We start from the raw sequence: 20,145 nt of genomic DNA on the forward strand, positions 1-20,145 counted from the left end.
CTGCCGCCACCAGTTCCCGGTGATCATCTGCCCAGTTCCGCTTACGGTGGGACTAGATGCTGACCAGGAAGAAGCTGGTGGGCAGGTTCACCACGACGCGCTCGTAGATTTCGGCCTGCAGCGCGATGCCGGGTTCGGCGAAGGTGCCCGCGGGTGGTTCGGCGAAGCGGATGACCGAGCGTCCGGCGTCGAAAAGCTGGGCGCCGTGGCCGAAGTCGCCGACCAGGGCGGTGCCGGGATCGACCAGGCGGGTGCGGACGATGAACACGCCGTTGTCCTCGAGGTCCTGCATGAGCCGGCCCGCGCCCAGGGCGAGGTAGTAGTCGGCCGGATTGATGATCAAACCGTCGGCGGTGCCGCCCATCTGCTCGACCTCGTTGCAGGCCCGCAGGACGGTGGAGGCGTACGGCCCGGGTGAGGTCATGCGCTCGCCGCCCGCCATGGCGAGCAGCCCGTGCGGGCCGCACAGGATGGTGTGGTTCTCGGCGGTGCACAGCCGCACGATGAGCCGGTAGTTGACGAAGGCCTCGAAGGTGTCGGGATCCTCCCACAATCGGTCGGGCACCTGCACCCAGGCGGTGGTGGTGAGCAGCTCGGGAATGGGCGATTTGTGGAAGCGGCTGGCCAGCTCGCGCCGCACCTCGGCTCCGGCGATGGGGGTGTCGCCGGGGGTGGGCAGGGTTTCGTGCCAATAGAATTCGCGCGGATCCCGGGACAGGTCGATGGTGCGCAGCATGTTGCGGGCCGGATAGCGGGATTTGCGCCGGGAGCTGGTGAGCGAGTCGGTGATGGTGACGTCGTAGTCGACCGCGGCGTGCAGGCCGTCGCGCGCACAGGCTTCGACGAACATCCGCCCGGGGGAGAATTCGCGTTTGCGGTCGGCGACGACCTGCGCCAGTGTCGGTTTGATGGTGTCGGACTTCAGCATGTCTGCTCCCGGGGGGCGTAGTGGGTGGCGGAGGCGCCGAGCACGCTGGCGCCGCCGTCGATGAGCTGGACGGTGCCGGTGATGTAGCCGGCGCGGGTGCTGGCCAGAAACGCTGCCGCAGCGGCGATTTCCTCGGAGCGGGCGATGCGCCCGAGTGCGGTGTGCGCGCCGACGGCCGCGAGCGCGGTCGCGACGTCGTCGCCGCGTTGGGCGACAACGCGTTCCAGCAGGGGTGTGTGGGTGGCGGCGGGGGCGAGCACGTTGACGGTGACGCCGTCGCGCCCGGTGTCGGCGGCCAGGGCTTGGGCGAAGCGCACGATCGCTGCCCGGGTCACCCCCGACAGTGCCAGCCCGCTGTTGGGCACGGCGGCGGTTTCGGAGGCCACGAACAGAATTCGCCCCCACCGTCCGGCGCGCAGGTGTGGCAGCGCGGTGAGGGCGAGGTCGACCGCGGGCAGGAGCACCGTGTCCACGGCGGCCCGGTAGTCCGCGGGTGCGAAGGCCGCGGCCGGGCCGGTCGGCGGGGTGGGGCCGCCGGCGACCACGATGTGCAGGGCCCCGAATTCGGTGGCCACCTCCTCGATCCAGCGCGCGGTCGCGGCGCTGTCGGTGATGTCCACGGCGGTGGCGTGCACGCGCCCGTGCGCCGTCTCCTTGACGAGGCGTTCGGCCTCGGCGAGCCGGGCCGGGTCGCGGGCGCCCAGGGCGATGTGCGCGCCTTCGGCGGCCAGTTCGCGGGCGATGGCCAGCCCGATGCCGCTGGATCCGCCCGCGATGAGCGCGACCTTGTCGGTCAGTCCCAGATCCACTGTCGCTCACGCCTTTCCAGTGCCGGTGAGGTAGCCGTAACGCCAGGCCAGCGGCCAGGACAGGGCGGTGACGGTGCGCCGGGCGGGGGCGGGCAGCCCGGCGCGCCAGGCGTCGTCGGTGGGACGGATGAGGGTGGCGCCGGTGTGGAAGCGGTCGGGGTTGCCGGTGACGGTGTGGTTGCGGTGCAGTTCGACGGTGCGCCCGCGCATCGGGTTGGTCGCCGGGTCGGCGCCGCACAGCCGCAGCAGCGCGTCGAGGGTGGCGGCCGGGTCGGCGATGAAGTCCTCGTACCGCAGGAACATCGACCGGTGCCGATGCCGGCGGGTGAGCGCGTGCGCGGCGAGGTTGAATCCGGTCCAGTATCCGGTGGACTTGCCCGGCGGCAGGGCGTAGACGTATTCCTTGGGCTTGCTCCAGGATTGGGCTGTCGCGCGCGGATCGCGTACCAGGTGCACGTAGTAGGGGGTGATGCCGTCCAGGTGGGCCAGCAGCGCCGATTCGCCGGGCATCTTGGAGGTGTCGACGATGACGCGGGAGTCGCTGCGTTCGGCGATGGCGTGGTAGACCTGGCCCATCAGGTCGGCGTGCGCGCGCAGATCGGCGTTGTAGATCCCGCTGCGCAGCACCCGCCAGGTGTGGCGGGTGCGGACCGCGGCGAGCTGGCGGCGGATGACGGTGTCGGCGTGGGCTTCCAGGGTCGTGCCGGGGGGCCGCCCGAGGGGCAGGATGGCCGACCAGTAGGGGCAGTCGACGAGTTTGAGCCCGCACCCGCATTGTTCGTTGGCGCCGCGCCCGGCGGCGTTCTTCCACAGGAAGTGCAGTTCGCCGACGTGGAAGAAGCCGGGGATCTCGTTGAGGATATTGCCGATGATGGTGCTGCCGTTGCGGCACCAGCCGGTGATGGCCAGGACCGTGAGCTGCGGTGTGGTCGTCATCTGCCGACTCCCTTCTCGGCCGGTGCTGAGACCGGTTGCCCAATCGTGTAACCCAGGGCCGCCGCGGCCAGGGCGCAGCCCGCGGCGGCCACGAACACGGCCTGATAGCCGAATCCGGCGGCGATGGCCCCGGTGGCCGGGCCCCACACGAACAGGCCCAGATCCCAGAACGAGGTGTAGGCGCCCAGGGCCGCGCCCTGTTTGGTGGCGTCGGCGCGGTTCATGACCAGCAGCGCCAGCGACGGGTGCAGCAGCGAGAACCCGGCGCCCATGACGAGCACGCCGGCGATCGCGACGGGCAGGTTCGGGGCGGCGGCGATGATGAGCAACCCGGCCGCTTCGCCGATGCCGGAGGCCGTGGCCACGCGGCGGGGGCCGAGCTGGTCGGGCAGGTGCCCGATGAACAGCCGGGTGCCGGCGTAGACGGCGCTGAAGACGCTGAGCACGACGGCGCCGGAACCGATTCCGCGCAGGTCCAGGTCGCGGATAATGAAGGCGGCCAGGCCCACGTAGCCGGCGGCGGCCAGTGCGAGGGCCAGGCCGGGCAGCGCGGCGGGCCGCAGCATCAGCCCGCGGCCCCCGCCGGGCGCGCTGGCCGGTGGCGGCGTGACCGTGCTGATCAGGGCCATACCCACCACGGGCAGAGCGGCACAGAAGAGCCAGACCGCGCCGACGCCGAGGCTGCCCAGGGCGGCGCCGGCGGCGGTGCCCAGGGAGATGCCGCCCCACATGGCGACCCCGTAGAGCCCGATCACCTGCCCGCGCCGCTGCTGCGGGGCGAGCGCGACCGCCCACGCCGCGCCCGCGGTGAACAGGGCGGCCTCGCCCAGGCCCGCGAGCAGCCGCACCGCCAGCAGCCCGGCCAAACCGAGCGGCACGAAATACAGCATCCCGGCGACGGCGACGGCCGCTGCCCCGAATCGCATGACGGTGCGCGGCCCGTGCCGGTCGGCGAGCCCGCCGAACCAGGGGCGAGTGAGCAGCGCGGTGAGCGCGGTGGCGGTGACGGCGAGCCCGACCGCGAGATCACCGGCACCGAATTCGGCGCGGACGTGGCCGGGCAGCACCGGAATGGCCGCTGCCAGACCGAGATAGCCGCAGAACAATCCCCCGAACACCCCGGCCAGCGCCAGGCGCGGCAGTGCGCCCGTCTGCGAGGATGCGGTCATCGGTGCCCGGCCGGTGCGGACATCGGGTCGGCCTCGGCGCTGGGCAGCGCGGCGGCGACCTTGCGCACGGCCGCGACGAGATCCGCGCAGTCCTCCGGTGTCAGCGTCGAGGACAGCGGCACGTCCACCGCCTCCCGCAGATAGCCGGTGGCGCGGGGCAGCAGCCGCTGCACCGCGCCGGTGTCCATGCCGCGGAACAGGAACCGCCAATTCCAGAAGGCGCGAATATTGTGATCGGAGTCCGAGCCCAGATTGCGGGCCTCGATGCCTTCGGCGCGCAGGGCCTGTACGAACCACGGCGCGCGGGCGCCGCCGACCCGGAAGATGAAGGCCTCGCCGAGGTAGGCGCCGGGCGCGACCGGGCGGCGGATGGCGATGGCGTCGAGGTCGGCGAGCGCGGCGGCGACGCGGTCGTAGTTGCTGCGGAAGGCCGCCAGCCGCAACGGTAGTCGCGCCAGTTCCGAGCGCAGCAGGGCGGCGCGGATCTCGTCCATGCGGAAGCTGAACAGCGGCAGGTCCAGATCGGTGGCCAGGGGTGGTTCGCCGCCGGGGAAGTGCCGCCGCAACCGGCCCTCGTAGGCGCCCGACAGCACGGTGGCGCGCGCGAACAGGGCGCTGTCGTCGGTGAGCAGGAACCCGCCCTCCCCGCTGTTGAGCGATTTGTCGGACTGGGTGCTGAATGCGCCCGCCAGCCCGAAGGTGCCCAGCTTGCGGCCGTCCAGCTCGGCCCCGAGCGCCGGGACGGCGTCCTCGAACACCGGCACGCCCTGCTCGTCGGCGAAGCGCAGCAGCGCGGCCATGTCCCCGGCGAATCCGCGCATGTGCACCACCACGATCGCGGTGATGCGCGGTGTCCAGCGGCGGCGCAGATCCTCGATGTCCAGGTGCAGGTTCTCGTCGACGTCGACGAGGAAGGGCGTGCACCCGGCGAGCAGGATGGCACTCGGGGTGGCGGCGAAGGTGAAACCGGGACAAGCGATCAGACTGCCCGGTTCGATCCCGGCGGCCATGATGGCCAGCGCCAGCGCCGTGGTGCCCGACGAGGTCGCCAGGGCGTGGCGGGAGCCGAAGAACTCGCACAGCTCGGCCTCGAACCGCGCGCACTCGGTGTCCTGCGGGGGCCGGTAGTCGTAGCGGAAGTACAGGTGGCTGCGCAGCGCGCGCAGGGCCGCGTCCTCATCCTCGGGATGCACGCACACCGCGCCGCGGTCGTAGGTGGGCCAGGGTGTTCGCCGCACCGGATCGCCGCCATGAAGAGCCAACAAAGAGTCGTCAATCCCGCTGTGCGCCATAGGGTTTCCTGTCAGAACTGCCGATCTCGGATCGGCGCTGCCGCCTGATTGTCGGCAAGGGTACGCCCAATTGTTCGCTTGCACAGACAATCTCGGCAACTTCGCTGTGAAACCGGCAGTCTGCGAATCTGTTTCATGAAACATGCGGAGTTGCTAGCCGTTTTGCTCAGCACCGCCGATTCTGACCGTTCGGTGACGGAGCCGGGTCGCGGTGGCGCAGCGCATTACGGTGGGACGAAACGCCGACGAGGGACAAGGAGCGGTCATGGGCGCCGACACCGGGGATGTCGTGGTCATCGGGATGGGGCCGGGCGGTGAGGACGCGGCGACCCGGCTGGCGCGCGCCGGGCTGTCGGTCATCGGCGTGGAAGGCCGGCTCGTCGGCGGCGAATGCCCCTACTACGCGTGCGTGCCCACCAAGGCCATGGTTCGCGCGGCGGGCGTGCTGGCCGAGGCGCGGCGCGTGGACGGGCTGGCCGGGACCTCGACGGTGACACCCGAGTGGGGTGTGGTGGCCGCGCGGGTCCGCGAGGAGATCACCGACAACTGGGACGACGCCGCCGCGGTGGAGCGCTTCGAGAAGGCCGGGGGCCGGCTCGTGCGCGGGTGGGGGCGGATCTCGGCGCCGGGCGAGGTGACCGTGGCGACCGAGACGGGGGAGCAGGTGCTGCGGGCGCGCCGGGCGATCGTGCTCAATCCCGGGACCGCGCCGCTGATCCCGGCGCTGCCGGGGCTGGAGGGCACGCCCTACTGGACCAACCGGGAGGCCGTGGCCATCACCGCGGTGCCCGAGTCGCTGATCGTGCTCGGCGGCGGCCCGGTCGGGGTGGAGTTCGCGCAGATCTTCGCGCGCTTCGGGGCGCGGGTCACGGTGGTGGCGCATCGGCTGCTGCCCCAGGACGAGCCGGAGGCCGGGCAGCTGCTGGCGCAGGTGTTCGCGGCCGAGGGCATCACGGTGCGCGCCGGGCGCGGCCGCGCGGTGCATCACGACGGCGCGCGGTTCACCGTCGAACTCGACACGGGCGACCCGGTGCGCGCCCGGCACCTGCTGGTGGCGACCGGGCGGCGCACCAACATCGCCGGCCTGGGTCTCGGCGTTGTGGGTGTGGACGAGGACGCGAAATCCATTCCCGTCGATGAGCGCATGCGGGTCGCCGACGGCGTGTGGGCCATCGGCGATGTCACGGGTCAGGGGGCCTTTACGCATGTGTCGATGTATCAGGGCCGCATCGCCGCCCAGGACATCCTGGGCGAACTCGCCGAGCCCGCGCAGTACCGGGCCGTGCCGCGGGTGACGTTCACCGACCCGGAGGTGGGCTCGGTGGGGCTGAGCGAGGAACGCGCGACCGCCGCCGGGCTGAGCGTGCGCACCGGCTGCGCGCAGATCCCGTCCTCCACCCGCGGCTGGCTGCACAAGGCGGGCAATGCCGGGTTCATCAAGCTCGTCGAGGACGCCGAGCGCGGTGTCCTGGTGGGCGCGACCTCGGTGGGCCCCGACGGCGGCGAAGTGCTGGCCGCGCTGGCGGTGGCGGTGCACGCCCAGGTGCCCACGCGCGCGCTGCGGGAGATGATCTTCGCCTATCCGACCTTCCACCGCGCCATCGAGCCCGCGCTGGACGCCCTCGTTTCCGGTTAGACATCGCCGCGTAATCGTTGCTGTTCACCGGCTGGTAAACGGTCCATGCTGAGAGGCAGCGGTGATCGGATCACACGGGTGGTGGACATATGCGAATCTCGGAAATCCTGCGTCGTAAGGCGACCGGCGTCATCACGATCGCACCGGATGCGACCGTGCGCGAACTGCTACGAGTCCTCGCGACACACAATGTCGGCGCGGTGGTGGTCTCGCCGGACGGGGTGGAGATGGCGGGCATCGTCTCCGAGCGCGATATCGTGCGCAACCTGCACAGCGACGGGGCGGCGCTGCTGGAGGTGCCGGTCTCGGAGATCATGACCGCCACCCTGCACACCTGCTCGCCCGAGGACCGGGTGGAGACGCTCAACCACACCATGACCCGGCATCGGATCCGGCATCTGCCGGTCATGGAGGGCGGGCGGATGGTCGGCATCGTCAGCATCGGCGACGTGGTCAAGAGCCAGATCTCCGAGCTCGAGACCGAACGCGAACACCTGGTTCGTTATCTACAGAGCTGAGCGGCGGCGACCGCGCCGCGGCACGGGTCAGCTCGCGCGGTCTTCCAGCACATCGGCGAGGGTGTCGGCGCCGGTGGCGATCGCGATGGCCTGGTTGAGGTCCAGGTGCAGCACCAGATCCGCGACCGCCGCCGGCCCGTCGTGATGGGTGAGACCGGTCTCGGTGATGACGTAGTGGAACACGCTCTCGCCGATGTGCACGGTGACCGTGCCCGCCGCGATCCGCTGGGCCAGCGCGCGTCCCAGCGGCAGGGCGAACCAGTGCGCGCGCACCGCGTCGGTGGCGCGCCGCTCGCCCAGCAGCGGGGTGCCCCACGCGGACAGGGCGTCGAGCACGGTGCGCAAACCCGCACCGGCTGCGGTGAGTTCGTAGACCGCGGTGGAGGTGCGGGGTCCGGCCTTGCGGCGGGTCAGGATGCCGTCGCGTTCGAGGTCCTTGAGCCGCGCCGCCAGCATGTCGGTGCTGATTCCGGGTAGGTCGGCGAACAGATCGCTGTATCGGCGCGGCCCGGAACACAATTCGCGGACCACCAGCAGGCTCCAGCGATCGCCGACGGTGTCGAGGGCGCGGCTGAGCGCGCAGTAGTGGTCATAGCTTCGGCGTGGCACGCTCCCACTGTAACCAAGAACTTGGAAATTCAAAGTGCAAACTTGGATTTACCAAGTAGAGTGTGCGGCAACGACTTCGAGAAGAGGATGTTCATGCAGGTCAAGCAGTCGAGCAAGCTGGCGGGAGTGTCGTATGAGATCCGCGGTCCGGTGGCCGAGCACGCGGCCCGGCTCGAGGCCGAGGGCCATCACGTGGTGAAGCTCAATACCGGCAATCCGCTGACCTTCGGGTTCGAGGCGCCGGCGGAGATCCTGCAGGACATCGTGCGCAACCTGCCCGCCTCGGCCGGCTACGTCACCTCCAAGGGGCTGCTCTCGGCGCGGCGCGCGGTGGTGCAGTACTACCAGACCCTGGGCGTGGACGGGGTCGACGTGGAGGAGGTGTTCCTGGGCAACGGCGTCTCCGAGCTGATCATGATGGCCATGACGGCGCTGCTCGAGACCGGTGACGAAGTGCTGGTGCCGGCGCCGGACTTCCCGTTGTGGACCGCGGCCACGGTGCTCAATGGCGGCCGGCCGGTGCACTACCTCTGCGACGAGGGCGCGGACTGGTTCCCGGATGTGGCCGATATCGAGGCCAAGGTGTCCGATCGCACGCGCGCGATCGTGCTCATCAATCCGAACAATCCCACCGGTGCGGTGTATTCGCCGGAGGTGGTGCGCCAGGTCCTCGAGGTGGCGCGCCGCCACAATCTGGTGGTGTTCGCCGACGAGATCTACGACAAGATCCTCTACGACGATCTGACCCACACCGCCACCGCGGCGCTGGCCCCGGATCTGCTGGTGCTGACCTTCTCCGGGCTGTCGAAGTCCTACCGCGCGGCCGGTTTCCGGTCCGGGTGGCTGGTGGTGTCGGGGCCGACGCAGCACGCGCAGAACTATCTCGAGGGCCTGACCATGCTGGCGGGGTTGCGGTTGTGCGCGAATGTGCCCGCGCAGCAGGCGATTCAGGCGGCGCTGGGCGGGCATCAGAGCATCTACGATCTGACCCTGCCCGGTGGCCGGTTGCGCGAGCAGCGCGATCGCACGTGGGAGGCGCTCAATGCGCTGCCGGGCATCTCGTGTGTGAAGCCCAAGGGGGCGTTGTATGCGTTCCCGCGCATCGACCTGGAGGTGTATCCGATCCGCAGTGACGAGCAGTTCGTGCTGGATCTGCTGTTGCAGGAGAAGATTCACATCGTGCAGGGCACGGGCTTCAATTGGCCGCGCCCGGATCATTTCCGGATCGTGACGCTGCCGCACGCCGATGATCTGGAGGCGATCATCGAGCGCATCGGCCGGTTCCTGGCGACCTACCGCCAGTAGTCAGGGCCGGAACTCCTGGGCCTTGGTCTTGGCGCCCTGCACCATCACGTGCCAGGCTTCCGGGTCCCCGCGCAGCAACGCCAGGCCCATGTCCTTGATCTGCTCGTAGGTGGCGTGCGGCGGGATGGGCGGGACCTCCGGATCGCAGTGCACGTCGATGAGCACCGGGACCTCGGCGGCCAGGGCGCGGTCCCAGGCGGGGGCCAGGGCGTCGGGGTCGTCGATGGGGATGGCCTGAAAGCCCATGCAGCGGGCCAGATCGGCGTAGGAGACGTCGGGCAGGGTTTGCGACTGCTCGAATTTGGGGTTGCCGCCCATGGCGCGCAGTTCCCAGGTGACCTGGTTGAGGTCGTTGTTGTGGAACACGCACACGATCAGGCGCGGGTCGCTCCAGTCGCGGTGGTAGCGGGCGATGGTGAGCAGTTCGGCCAGCCCGTTCATCTGCATGGCCCCGTCGCCGACCAGGGCGATGACCGGGCGGTCGGGGTGGGCGAACTTGGCGCCGAGGGCGTAGGGCACCCCCGAGCCCATGGTGGCCAGGGTGCCCGACAGGGAGCCGCGCATCTCGCCGCGCAAGCGCAGGCAGCGGGCGTACCAGTTGGTGGAGGAGCCGGAATCGGCGGTGACGACGGCATTGTCGGGCAGGCGCTGCGACAGCTCCCACACCACGCGCATGGGGTTGACCGGTTCGGCGTCGAGCATCGCCTGGTGTTCGACGGTCTCCCACCAGCGGGTGACGTGGTGTTCCACGGTTTCGCACCATTCCAGGTCGCGCCGCGGTTGTAGCAGCGGGATCAGTTCGCGCAGGGTGGTTTTGGCGTCGCCGACGAGGTTGACCTCGGTGGGGTAGCGGATGCCGATCATGGTGCCGTCGATGTCGATCTGCACGGCGCGGGCCTGATCGAGGTCGGGCAGGAACTGGGTGTAGGGGAAATTGGAGCCGATGATCAGCAGGGTGTCGCAGTCGCGCATGAGCTCGTAGCTGGGGCGGCTGCCGAGCAGGCCGATCGCGCCGGTGACGAACGGCAGATCGTCGGGCAGCACGTCCTTGCCGAGCAGGGCTTTGGCCACGCCGGCGCCGGTGATGTCGGCGACCTGGAGCACTTCGGCGGCCGCGGCGCGCGCGCCCTGGCCGATGAGGATGGCCACGCGGTCGCCGGCGTTGATCACCGCGGCGGCGCGCTCGAGGTCGGCGCGCGGGGGCACGGTGATGGCGGGCAGTGCGCCGGGCGCGCTGGAGGGGGCCTGTTTGAACTCGTGCCGGGGTGGTTCGTAGGTCTGCTCCTGCAGGTCGGAGGGGATGATCAGCGCGGTGGGGGCGCGGCGGGTGGCGGCGGTGCGGAAGGCGCGGTCGAGGGCGTTGGGCAGCTGGCTGGGGACGTTGACTTCGACGAGGTAGTCCGAGGCGACGTCCTTGAACAGCGCTTGCAGGTCCACTTCCTGCTGGTAGCTGCTGCCCATGGCGCTGCGCGCGGTCTGCCCGACAAGGGCGACCACGGGGACGTGGTCGAGTTTGGCGTCGTAGAGCCCGTTGAGCAGGTGGATGGCGCCGGGTCCGGAGGTGGCCAGGCAAACCCCTACGCGCCCACTGAATTTCGCGTAGCCGACCGCGGTGAAGGCGGCCATTTCCTCGTGGCGGGCCTGGATGAACCGCGGCTGGTTGCCGGCGCGCCCGAGGGCGGCGATCAATCCGTTGATCCCGTCGCCGGGGTAGCCGAAGACGTGGTCGACGCCCCATTCGCGCAACCGCTGCACCACATGATCGGAAACATCTGTCGACATCGGCCTTCTCCATCCGCTGCTCGTCATCGCTGTCGAGGGCGAGCTACCCGCTGTGGTGAGGCTCAATCGCCGCGTGCGATCACGACGGAGGGGAGGGAAAAAATTCTTGAAGAAATTTCGGCGGATATGTCGAAGGGCGGGGGCCGGTTCCGACCAGAGTGTGCAAGCAGCTCACCAACCTCGCAAGGAGCCCGCCATGTCCACCACCGTCAACACCTTCTTCTGGTTCGACAACCAGGCCGAGCAGGCCGCCGCCTTCTACACCTCGGTGGTTCCCGAATCCCGCATCGTCGATATCACCCGCACCCCCGACGGCGCGGTGTTCACCGTGCAGCTGGAGCTGGCCGGGCACGCGGTCACCCTGCTCAACGGCGGGCCGGGCCATGAGTTCACCGATGCGGCCTCGATCCAGGTCGTGGTGGACACCCAGGCCGAGATCGACCAGCTGTGGGAGGCGCTGACCGACGGCGGCGAGCCCGGGCCGTGCGGCTGGCTGACCGACAGGTACGGGGTGAGCTGGCAGGTGGCCCCCGCCGATCTGCCGAAGCTGATGGCGGCCACCGACCCCGCGCGCCTGGCCGCGCTCACCACGGCGCTGCGCGGCATGTCGAAAATCGATGTGCAGGCGCTGCGCGACGCCTACGATCGCGCCTGATCACCCTGGTGGAACGGGAGGTTCGCGGCGGCGCGAACCTCCCGTTCCGTTTATCCCTCGTCGAGGGCGTCGATGAGCGTCTCGAGCGAGGACAGCAGGGTCCGGCGCTGCCCGTCGTCGAGGTGCGCCATGGCCGCGGCGAAGCGCTGGATGCGCGCGGAGGTGAGGCCGGTGACCAGGTCGTGGGCGCTCGGGGTGGCCGAGAGCAGTTGGGCGCGACCGTCTTCGGGGTCGGCGTCGCGCACGATGTAGCCGCCCTTCTCCAGGCTCGTCACCACTCGCGACATGGTCGGGGCGCTGACGCGCTCGATCGTGGCGAGATCGCCCAGGCGCATCGGCCCGGAGCGTGCCAGCGACGCCAGCGCGGAGGCCGCGCCGGGGCTGAGCGCACCCAGATCGCCGGAGTGCCGCAGCAGTCGCAGCAGCCGGCCGATCGTGTGATACAGCTCGGCGGCCGCGCCGAGCTGGTCGGTGTCGGCGACGCCGGCGGCCTTCGAGCTCATCGGGTGCCGTGCCTCCTGGTTGTCGGTCAGATGCCCGCGCGGTCGGCGGCGCGCAGTTCGGCGGATTCGTCGTGGGCGGGGCCGCTGCCGGCGAACCACGAGGCCACCGCGCCGATCAGCATCATAATCGCGGCGCCCAGGAACACGACCACCAGTCCGGAGTGGAAGGGCCCGGAGATCAAGTGGGGGAAGAACTCCTGACCGGTGAGGGTCTCGGTGTGCACGCCCGGCTGCGCGAGTGCGCCGCTGGGGCCCAGCAGCTCCTCGATCGGGTTGTAGCCCAGGAACGCGGCGAACAGGCTGCCCACCGGCGGCAGCCCGGCCGCCTGCTCGGCGACCGCGGCGGGCACGCCCTGGGCCCGCAGGCCCTCGTTCATGGCGCCGGGCAGCGGGTCGGACAGGCCGATGACCATGAGGGAGAAGAAGATTCCCATCGACAGCGCCATGCCGCCGTTGAGCAGGGTGGCGCGGATACCGGAGGCGACCCCGCGCTGGGCGGCCGGGACGCTGTTCATCACCTCGGCGGTATTGGGGGAGGTGAACATGCCCGAGCCGAGGCCGTTGAGCAGCACGATGGCGGCGAACACCCGGTAGTCGAAGTCGACCGGGATCACCACGAGCAGCACGAAGGTGGCCGCGACGAGGAGCATGCCCGCGGTGGCGAACGAGCGCGCGCCGTAGCGATCCGACAGCCAGCCCGACACCGGGCCCGCGGCCAGGAACCCGATCGTCAACGGCAGCAGGTAGATTCCCGCCCACAGCGGGGTGACCTCGAAGTCGTAGCCGTGCAGCGGCAGCCAGATCCCCTGCAGCCACACGATCAGCATGAACTGCAGCCCGCCGCGCCCGATCGAGGCCATCAACCCCGCCAGGTTCCCCAGCCCGAACGCGCGGCGGCGAAACAGCGACAGCTCGAACATCGGCGCCGCCACCCGCGTCTCGATCCAGCAGAACAGCGCGAGCAGCGCGAATCCGCCCGCGACGGAACCGATCACCCACGGATTGGTCCACCCGGTGTTCGCGTCCCCGTAGGGCTGGATCCCGTAGGTGATGCCCGTCAGCAGCGCGGTCAGCCCTAGCGCGAAGGTGATCGTGCCCGGCCAGTCCAGCTTCCCCGGTGTCCGCGTCCCCACCTCGCGCAGCGACCGATACGACCACACCGCCCCCAGCACCGCGAACGGCACGCTCACCCAGAACACGGCCTTCCAATGCCATTCCGAGAGCAGCCCGCCGATCACCAGGCCCAGGAACGTCCCCGCCACCGCCGCCACCTGATTGATGCCCAGCGCGAATCCGCGCCGCTGGATCGGGAACGCATCGGTGAGTATCGCCGCCGCATTCGCCATCAGCATCGCCCCGCCGACGCCCTGCACCAGCCGCCACCCGATCAGCCACAACGCCGCGCCGCCGCGGTCGAAGGGCACGAACGACAACGCCACCGCCGACACCGCGAACACCACGAACCCCAGGTTGTAGATCCGCACCCGCCCGTACATGTCCCCCAGCCGCCCGAACAGCACCACCAGCACCGCCGACACCAGCAGAAACCCCATCAGCAGCCACAGCAGATACCCCACGTTCCCCGCCGCCAGGGGATTGAGGTGAATCCCCCGGAAAATGGCCGGCAGCGAGATGATCACGATCGACGAATTGATCGTCACCATGAGCATCCCCACCGTGGTGTTCGACAACGCCACCCACTTGTACCGCGGGTGATCATGATCCACCCGCAACCGCCGGCGAATCGTCCGAACATCCCCACGATCGAGATCAGTGACAGTCGAGGCCATTTCGCCTCCCGGAATCGAGCGGTCAGAACAACGCCTCAATATAGTTGCATGTTGCTAACTAACCAACCGGGAGTGATCCCATTCACCGGGCCGTGCCCGCGTACCAGCCACTCCGCTGGCGGCACGGCACGGCGGATATTCGGATGACGTCGTCGCCCTTAGGTGATCTACTGGGGCACTTGATGATCGACACGGGAGCCTTCGGGTGGCACACCGCAACACAGACGTCTCCGACCTGCCGGGGCTGTGGGAATTTCCCGGCTACGGGATGCGCCTGACCTACGACGCGGAAGAGGTGGCCGACGAATCGCAGGTGTGCGATATCGCGCTGCGGGCCATCTTCGGCGGTCCCAACGCCTTCTTCCGGCCATTGTCGCTGGGCCTCACGCCTGCGTACTGGGATTACGAATGCGACTACCCCCTGCGAACATCGCTGCCGGGCCCGCCCGCACGGGCGATGTGGCGCGCTGATCTGCCGGGCGATGTGCGAGTGTGGACCACCTGGGTCGGGGAAGAGGTCCATCTGGTCGACGAGCTGAACTACGAGTCGGCGAGGCGGTTCGTCCGCGCAGCGTTGGAACCGGACGGCTCGGGACTGCCGATCGGCTGGGATGTCATGGAAGTACGGGCATCGACCGTGCGCCTGCCTGCCGGATCCGAATTCAACACGGACGGTTCCATTTCCGTGCGCGACAGAATCTGGGCTCTGGACTATCCGGTCGAGTCCGTGTCGGGTACACACTGGGTGTCCGGGCCGCAGGCGGGTGTTCTGGAGCCGCCGATCGGAATCCGGATCTGCCGAGACTTCTTCGAGCTGACGCTCGACATCGCGGTGTACTGGTATCTGTGGGTGCCGCGATCGGTCGTCGGCGCACGGGGCGGCCAGGGCTACCCCGAACTCCGCGACTGGATCCGAACCCTCCTGGCAGCAGGATGGACCTGGGATCAGGACGCGGGCGTGCCCTCGGCGTGATGGCATCGACCGGGAACTGGTGGCGGCAAAGCCCGAGAAGGGTCCGCCACCAGTTCCCGGTCGATGCTGTTTCAGATCGAGAGGCGCGCGCTCACCGTCGTCGGCGAGTGCTACCGGTGCGTCCTCGGCACCGCCGCGAGCCATTCGGCGACCGCGGCGAGATCGGCGCGGCGCAGACCCGTTGTCGGGTCGACGCGGAGCAACAGTGCTCGCCCGCGGTGATGCTCGGCCACCCAGTCGCGGTCGGCCGCACCGATCTCGTCGTCGATCCACACGAAGGCCCGTCCGGCGGCCCAGTCGACCAATGTGCGGGTCTTCCAGTGCAATCCGAACCACGCGTCGACGCGATCATCGGGCCGTTCGGGCCACTGCACCACCGCCAGCGTGGGCAGGCCCAGGATCGGTCCCACCGTTTGGTTGGCCTCGTCCATCCAGGTCGTGGCCCACACCAGCTCGCAGGGCAGCGCCGCCAGCAGTGGCCCGAGGGCGGGATCGAGCCGGGCCGCCAGCGGATTCGCCCCGCCGTGCGGTTCGAGCAGTGGTGCGGAATCCGGGCGCGGTCCGGGCGTCGCGCCGAACGGGATCAGTGGTCCGTCGATGTCGAGGAACAGCAGCGGTGCGGGCGGGGTATGGCTCATCGTGCCTTGTGCGTGCGGTGGCGGCTGGTGAGGGCGGCGAGGGGGACGACCGCGACGGCGAGGAGGCCACCGGCCAAGGCGAGGGCGGGGTAGCTGGTGGCGGCGACCATCAGGCCCGAGCCCATGCCGCCGGTGGCTCCGGCGATGGCGATGGAGACGTCGACCGCGCCTTGGGTTTTGGCGCGGGTGGCCAGGGGGACGGTGTCGGTGATGATGGCGGTGCCGGCGACCAGGCCCAGGTTCCAGCCCAGGCCGAGCAGGGCCAGGGCGGCGGCGAGCAGGACGACCGAGTCGGCGGGGGCGGCCGCGGCGAGGGCGCCGGCGGCCAGGAGGGTCACGCCGGAGGCGGCGGCCACGGGCAGGCGGCCGTGGCGGTCGACGAGCCAGCCGGTCAGGGGTGAGGGCAGGTACATGGCGGCGACGTGGATGGCGATCACCAGGCCGGCGGCGGCGGTGCCGTGGCCGTGGTCGTGCATGTGGACCGGGGTCATGGTCATGATCGCGACCATGACCAATTGGGTCAGCGCCATCACCAGACCGCCTACGGCGACACCTTTTTCGGAGCCCTCGGTGCGGTCGGGCGCGGGGGCGGTCCCGGACGTTGCCGGGGTGTCGGGGTCGCCGAGGGCGCGAGCCAGCAGCAGCGGGTCGGGGCGCAGCCAGACGGCCAGCACGAGGGCGGCCAGGGCGTAGGCGAGGGCGGCGAGCAGGAAAGGGCCGGCCAGATGGGGGATGCCGAGGGTTTCGGCGAGAGAACCGGTGGGGGCGGCGAGATTCGGGCCGACGACGCCGCCGAGGGTGGTGGCGACCAGGACGGTGGACACGGCGCGGCCGCGGTGGGAGGCGGTGGCCAGGTCGGCGCCGGCGTAGCGGGCCTGTAGGTTGGTGGCGGTGCCGGCGCCGTAGACGAACAGGGCCACAAACAGCAGGGGCGGGTTGTCCAGGACGGCGGCGGCGATCACGCCGATGCTGCCCAGGGCGCCGGTGAGGTAGCCGGCGGCCAGGCCGGGGCGGCGGCCGCGGCGCTGGGAGAGGCGGCCGACGGCGATGGCGGCGACCGCGGAGCCGGCGGTGAACAGGCCGCTGGGCAGTCCGGCCAGGCCGGTGGAGCCGAGCATGTCCTGGGCGAGCAGGGCGCCGACGGTGATGCCCGCGGCCAGGCCGGCGCCACTGAGGATCTGCGCGGAGACCAGGACGGTCAGGATGCGCCGCTGCGCGTGGGCGGCCTCGGGGGCGGTGACGGAGGAACTGGTGGAGCTTGCGGTGCTGGACACGGATTTCTTTCGCTGACACGGGGGAGCCATCGGTGCGGGCGCGTCCCGCCGGGATGTTCTACGCTATTCCAAAGAACTTTGGAATAAGCTATTCCAGGCAGCAGGGGAGAAGCAAGCGTGCAGGAGCGTCCCGGCCTCGAGGCCGCCCTCTTCGACGAGATCGCCCGCGTCGGCAAGGCGCTGGGCAATGGCCGCCGCCTGCAGATCCTGGATCTGCTCGCCCAGGGTGAGCGCACCGTCGAATCCATCGCCACGGCAACGGGAATGAACCTGACCACCGCCTCGGCGAACCTGCAGACCCTCAAAGCCGGCGGCCTGGTCGAGTCCCGCCGCGACGGCACCCGCCAGCACTACCGGCTCGCCGGTCCGGACGTGGCCCGCCTCTACGCCCAGGTCCACGCCGTCGCCCGAGCGCATCTGGCGGCCGTGGCCGCGACCGCCGCCGACGTGCTGGGTTCGCCCGATTCGGCCATCACCCGCGAGGAGCTGATTCGCCGTCGCGACGCCGGCGAGATCACCCTCATCGATGTCCGCCCCCGCGAGGAGTACGACGCCGGCCACATCCCCGGCGCCATCAATGTCCCCCTCGTCGAATTGTCCACGCGCCTGGCTGATCTGCCCGCCGGTCGCGAGATCGTCGCCTACTGTCGTGGCGCGTACTGCGTGATGGCACCGGATGCAATCCGCATCGCCGAGCAGGCCGGGCACACGGTGAAACGTTTCGACGAGGGCATGCTCGAATGGGCGCTGGCCGGTCTGCCGGTCGAAGGCGCTTCCGCCGCAACGACCTAGGGCGTCCGCCGCCGCAGCGAACGTAGGGCTTGCGCCGCGGCGACACGCGTAGGGCGTCTGCCGCGGCATCGAAGGTGCTGCCGCCGCGGCGGCTCGGCCGCTGGGGGGTGATTGCCGCAGGTCCGGATCCGGCTGCTCACCCGCACCGGTCCGCGACTGCTCGCCGTGGATCCGCGGTGGCGGGTCACCTCGTCCCCGGCGCTGATGGGTGAGCTCAAAGCGTTGCTCGGGCCCGGCTGCCTCGCACCGTGAGCGCGGGCGAGAATCCCGCTCCTGCGGCCGATCCGGGCCGCCGTCCATGATCGGTGGCCGCAGCATTGCGCTCTCGCACGTGGTCCCCGAGCCGCGGCCGCGGTCGGTCCCGGCCCGGTCGGTCCCGAGCCGCAGCCGGTGGTCGGTGGTCAGTCGCGGACTGCGGCGGCGGCACGCGGGCGCCAGCTGTTGCCGGGCACGGTCCAGCCCCGGGCCTTGATCATCTTGCGGGCGGCGCGTTTGTTGCGGCCGATGAGCCGGTCCAGGTACAGGTGCCCGCGCAGGTGGTCGGTTTCGTGCTGCAAGCAGCGGGCGAAATAGCCGGTGCCCTCGACGCTGATCGGCTCGCCGTACAGGTCGACGCCGGTGACCTTGGCCCAGTGGGCGCGGCCGGCGGGGAACCATTCCTCGGGCACCGACAGGCAGCCTTCGAGGTCGTCGTCGGGATCGGGCATGGTTTCGGGGATCTCGGAGGTTTCCAGCACCGGGTTGACGACGTGGCCGCGGCGGCGCACACCCTGGTCGTGCAGGTCGTAGACGAACACCGCGCGCGGGTCGCCGACCTGGTTGGCGGCCAGTCCCGCGCCGGTGGCGGCGGTATTGGTGTCGAACAGGTCGTCGATGAAGGCGGCGAGCTCGGCGTCGAAGACGGTGACGGGGACGGCGGGGGCGGCCAGGCGGGGATCGCCGGCGATGAGGATCGGTCGGACAGCCATGCGATGAGGGTACTCAAAATTGAGTAGTTGTGTCAGACTAGCCCCCGTGAACGAGACCCGGCTGTTCCTGCTCGCCGCCTTGGCCAAGCGCGGGCCGATGCACGGTCATCAGCTGCGCCGCGATGCCCGCCTGGATCGGGCGGATCTGTGGTCGCGGGTCAAACCGGGTTCGCTCTACAGCGCCCTGCATCGCATGGCCGACGAGGGCCTGATCCGCCCGCTGCGCACCGAGCAGCCCGGCGCGCTCCCGGCGCGCACGGTCTACGAGATCACCGAGGAGGGCCGGCGCGAACTGCGTGCGCTGCGCGACGAGGCGCTCACCGAGGTCGACCTGCGCCCGGACCCGGTGGATCTGGCGTTGGCGGTGAGCGCCGATCTGGATCGGGACCTGTTGCGCGGCTACCTCGAGGACCGCATTGCCGCGTTGCGGGCGCGCGCCTCGCGCATCGACCATCAGGTCGAGCGTCGCTGGCCGGATCAGAGCGCGGCCGACGATCTCATCGTCGAGCACGCCCGCATGCGCATCGACGCCGAGATCGCCTGGCACGACAAGGTTCTGGCCACTGTCGACGACCTCGACCCGCCACGCTGACCCGATCCGCGGGCCGTGGTGTGCCCGGCCGGGGTCAGGCGGCGCGAAATGCCTTGTCGCCCACGCGGGCCGGATCGGTGATGTGGGACAGGAACAGCCGGGCGGCGGGGGCGGGGGTGCGGGTGGTGACGGCGTGCCAGGGCCGGTTGAGCGGGGTGCCGTCCACGGGCAGGATTTCCAGATGGTTGCCCCAGAGGTCGGTTTCGATGGCGTCGGAGTGAATCAGGGTGATGCCCAGGCCTTCTCGCGCGGCGGCCAGCGCCGCGCCGTGGGTGCCCAGGGTCAGGGTGGGCGGGCGGATCTGCAGGCGGTCGAACAGGGCGAGGGTGGTGTCGCGGGTGCCCGAGCCCTTGCCGCGCAGCAGCCAGGTGGCCTCGGCGGGATCGGGCCAGCGTCCGGGCGCGCCCACGACGACGAGCTGGCTGGGCCGCCGCGCCCGGGTGACGAGGCCGGCGTCGCGGGGTGGGCGGCCGGCGACGACGAGATCTGTTTCGTGGTGGGTCAATTCGACGAACAGCACATCACGCGGCTGGATGGAGAGCCCGAGTTCGATCTCGGGGTAGCGGTGCCGGAAGGAGGCCAGCAGCCGCAGCAGCACGAACTCCCCGGCGGTGGCGACCACCCCGATGCGCAGGCGCCCGGTTTCGGCGGCGCGCACCGCGGCGTGGGCTTCTTTCATCAATCCCAGGATGCTGCGGCAGTAGTCGGCGTAGACGCGCCCGGCTTCGGTGAGGGCGATACCGCGCCCGGATTTGGTGACGAGTTTGGCGCCCAGCTGTTTTTCGATGTGCGCGACCGCGGCGGAGGCGGCGGCTTCGGTGATGTGCAGTTGGGCGGCGGCGCGGCGGATGCTGGAGTGGCGGGCGACGGCCAGGAATGTTTCCATGCGGACCGCGCTGACGCTACCCATCCACCGACGGTAGCAAACCCGACTAAATGGTTGAGCGAGTCGGTGAACAATCGAATTGTTTGTCGT

At 70.4% G+C, this 20,145-nt stretch carries 21 protein-coding genes; 8 read left to right on the forward strand and 13 right to left on the reverse strand.

Annotated elements, in window-relative coordinates; translation table 11 throughout:
- Positions 1-52 precede the first annotated feature (52 nt).
- From ACYQ5L_RS19350 to ACYQ5L_RS19370, 5 genes are read right to left on the reverse strand one after another with little or no spacing between them, the layout of a single operon-like run.
- Positions 53-928: a family 3 encapsulin nanocompartment shell protein gene (locus ACYQ5L_RS19350; RefSeq protein WP_459959089.1), complete on the reverse strand. Its 876-nt coding sequence runs from the start codon at positions 926-928 to the stop codon at positions 53-55.
- Positions 922-1,737 carry an SDR family NAD(P)-dependent oxidoreductase gene (locus tag ACYQ5L_RS19355; protein ID WP_459959090.1) on the reverse strand — a complete coding sequence of 272 codons (816 nt, stop codon included), beginning with the start codon at positions 1,735-1,737 and terminating at the stop codon, positions 922-924. The genes ACYQ5L_RS19350 and ACYQ5L_RS19355 overlap by 7 nt, the downstream gene beginning before the upstream one ends.
- A gap of 6 nt (positions 1,738-1,743) precedes the next feature.
- Complete coding sequence (locus tag ACYQ5L_RS19360; protein ID WP_459959091.1) at positions 1,744-2,673, reverse strand: sulfotransferase; 930 nt, start codon at positions 2,671-2,673, stop codon at positions 1,744-1,746.
- Positions 2,670-3,842: an MFS transporter gene (locus ACYQ5L_RS19365; RefSeq protein ID WP_459959092.1), complete on the reverse strand. Its 1,173-nt coding sequence runs from the start codon at positions 3,840-3,842 to the stop codon at positions 2,670-2,672. The genes ACYQ5L_RS19360 and ACYQ5L_RS19365 overlap by 4 nt, the downstream gene beginning before the upstream one ends.
- On the reverse strand, positions 3,839-5,080 hold the full coding sequence (locus tag ACYQ5L_RS19370; RefSeq protein ID WP_459959093.1) for a DegT/DnrJ/EryC1/StrS family aminotransferase: 1,242 nt from the start codon (positions 5,078-5,080) through the stop codon (positions 3,839-3,841). The genes ACYQ5L_RS19365 and ACYQ5L_RS19370 overlap by 4 nt, the downstream gene beginning before the upstream one ends.
- Before the next feature lie 319 nt (positions 5,081-5,399).
- On the opposite strand from ACYQ5L_RS19370, the gene ACYQ5L_RS19375 reads away from it, so the two are divergent.
- Positions 5,400-6,770 (forward strand): dihydrolipoyl dehydrogenase family protein, encoded by a 1,371-nt coding sequence (locus ACYQ5L_RS19375; RefSeq protein WP_459959094.1) that lies wholly within the window; start codon positions 5,400-5,402, stop codon positions 6,768-6,770.
- Between the two features lie 89 nt (positions 6,771-6,859).
- Positions 6,860-7,288 carry a CBS domain-containing protein gene (locus tag ACYQ5L_RS19380; protein ID WP_459959095.1) on the forward strand — a complete coding sequence of 143 codons (429 nt, stop codon included), beginning with the start codon at positions 6,860-6,862 and terminating at the stop codon, positions 7,286-7,288.
- Between the two features lie 27 nt (positions 7,289-7,315).
- On the opposite strand, the gene ACYQ5L_RS19385 is transcribed toward ACYQ5L_RS19380, so the two are convergent.
- Positions 7,316-7,897 (reverse strand): winged helix-turn-helix transcriptional regulator, encoded by a 582-nt coding sequence (locus tag ACYQ5L_RS19385; RefSeq protein ID WP_459959096.1) that lies wholly within the window; start codon positions 7,895-7,897, stop codon positions 7,316-7,318.
- 93 nt (positions 7,898-7,990) lie between these two features.
- On the opposite strand from ACYQ5L_RS19385, the gene ACYQ5L_RS19390 reads away from it, so the two are divergent.
- Positions 7,991-9,202: a pyridoxal phosphate-dependent aminotransferase gene (locus ACYQ5L_RS19390; protein ID WP_459959097.1), complete on the forward strand. Its 1,212-nt coding sequence runs from the start codon at positions 7,991-7,993 to the stop codon at positions 9,200-9,202.
- On the opposite strand, the gene ACYQ5L_RS19395 is transcribed toward ACYQ5L_RS19390, so the two are convergent.
- On the reverse strand, positions 9,203-10,984 hold the full coding sequence (locus ACYQ5L_RS19395; RefSeq protein WP_459959098.1) for a thiamine pyrophosphate-requiring protein: 1,782 nt from the start codon (positions 10,982-10,984) through the stop codon (positions 9,203-9,205).
- 196 nt (positions 10,985-11,180) lie between these two features.
- On the opposite strand from ACYQ5L_RS19395, the gene ACYQ5L_RS19400 reads away from it, so the two are divergent.
- Entirely contained in the window at positions 11,181-11,639 is a 459-nt protein-coding gene (locus ACYQ5L_RS19400) for a VOC family protein (RefSeq protein WP_459959099.1), read from the forward strand.
- A gap of 50 nt (positions 11,640-11,689) precedes the next feature.
- Here the strand turns inward: ACYQ5L_RS19400 and ACYQ5L_RS19405 are convergent, their stop codons facing one another.
- Positions 11,690-12,142 (reverse strand): MarR family winged helix-turn-helix transcriptional regulator, encoded by a 453-nt coding sequence (locus ACYQ5L_RS19405; protein ID WP_459959100.1) that lies wholly within the window; start codon positions 12,140-12,142, stop codon positions 11,690-11,692.
- Positions 12,143-12,168: 26 nt separating this feature from the next.
- Positions 12,169-13,932, reverse strand: coding sequence for an MFS transporter (locus ACYQ5L_RS19410; RefSeq protein WP_459959101.1), 1,764 nt, complete (start codon positions 13,930-13,932; stop codon positions 12,169-12,171).
- A 205-nt stretch (positions 13,933-14,137) separates the two neighbouring features.
- Here ACYQ5L_RS19410 and ACYQ5L_RS19415 point away from each other — a divergent pair, with 205 nt between their 5' ends.
- A complete protein-coding gene (locus ACYQ5L_RS19415) occupies positions 14,138-14,905 on the forward strand; it encodes a hypothetical protein (protein ID WP_459959102.1) in 768 nt (255 codons plus the stop codon).
- Between the two features lie 110 nt (positions 14,906-15,015).
- Here ACYQ5L_RS19415 and ACYQ5L_RS19420 read toward each other — a convergent pair whose 3' ends face one another.
- Positions 15,016-15,543: an HAD domain-containing protein gene (locus ACYQ5L_RS19420; RefSeq protein WP_459959103.1), complete on the reverse strand. Its 528-nt coding sequence runs from the start codon at positions 15,541-15,543 to the stop codon at positions 15,016-15,018.
- Complete coding sequence (locus ACYQ5L_RS19425; protein ID WP_459959104.1) at positions 15,540-16,817, reverse strand: MFS transporter; 1,278 nt, start codon at positions 16,815-16,817, stop codon at positions 15,540-15,542. Before ACYQ5L_RS19425 ends, ACYQ5L_RS19420 begins: the two co-directional genes overlap by 4 nt.
- A gap of 117 nt (positions 16,818-16,934) precedes the next feature.
- Between ACYQ5L_RS19425 and ACYQ5L_RS19430 the strand changes: the two genes are divergently transcribed.
- Both ACYQ5L_RS19430 and ACYQ5L_RS19435 read left to right on the forward strand, forming a co-directional pair.
- A complete protein-coding gene (locus ACYQ5L_RS19430) occupies positions 16,935-17,609 on the forward strand; it encodes an ArsR/SmtB family transcription factor (RefSeq protein ID WP_459959105.1) in 675 nt (224 codons plus the stop codon).
- A gap of 111 nt (positions 17,610-17,720) precedes the next feature.
- Positions 17,721-17,861, forward strand: a complete 141-nt coding sequence (locus tag ACYQ5L_RS19435; protein ID WP_459963685.1) for a hypothetical protein — start codon at positions 17,721-17,723, stop codon at positions 17,859-17,861.
- 149 nt (positions 17,862-18,010) lie between these two features.
- Here ACYQ5L_RS19435 and ACYQ5L_RS19440 read toward each other — a convergent pair whose 3' ends face one another.
- Positions 18,011-18,577: a peptide deformylase gene (locus ACYQ5L_RS19440; RefSeq protein WP_459959106.1), complete on the reverse strand. Its 567-nt coding sequence runs from the start codon at positions 18,575-18,577 to the stop codon at positions 18,011-18,013.
- A gap of 46 nt (positions 18,578-18,623) precedes the next feature.
- Here ACYQ5L_RS19440 and ACYQ5L_RS19445 point away from each other — a divergent pair, with 46 nt between their 5' ends.
- A complete protein-coding gene (locus tag ACYQ5L_RS19445) occupies positions 18,624-19,169 on the forward strand; it encodes a PadR family transcriptional regulator (RefSeq protein ID WP_459959107.1) in 546 nt (181 codons plus the stop codon).
- A 34-nt stretch (positions 19,170-19,203) separates the two neighbouring features.
- Here the strand turns inward: ACYQ5L_RS19445 and ACYQ5L_RS19450 are convergent, their stop codons facing one another.
- Positions 19,204-20,079, reverse strand: a complete 876-nt coding sequence (locus ACYQ5L_RS19450; protein ID WP_459959108.1) for a LysR family transcriptional regulator — start codon at positions 20,077-20,079, stop codon at positions 19,204-19,206.
- Positions 20,080-20,145 lie beyond the last annotated feature (66 nt).

The sequence above is a fragment of the Nocardia sp. IFM 10818 genome, from assembly GCF_054655275.1.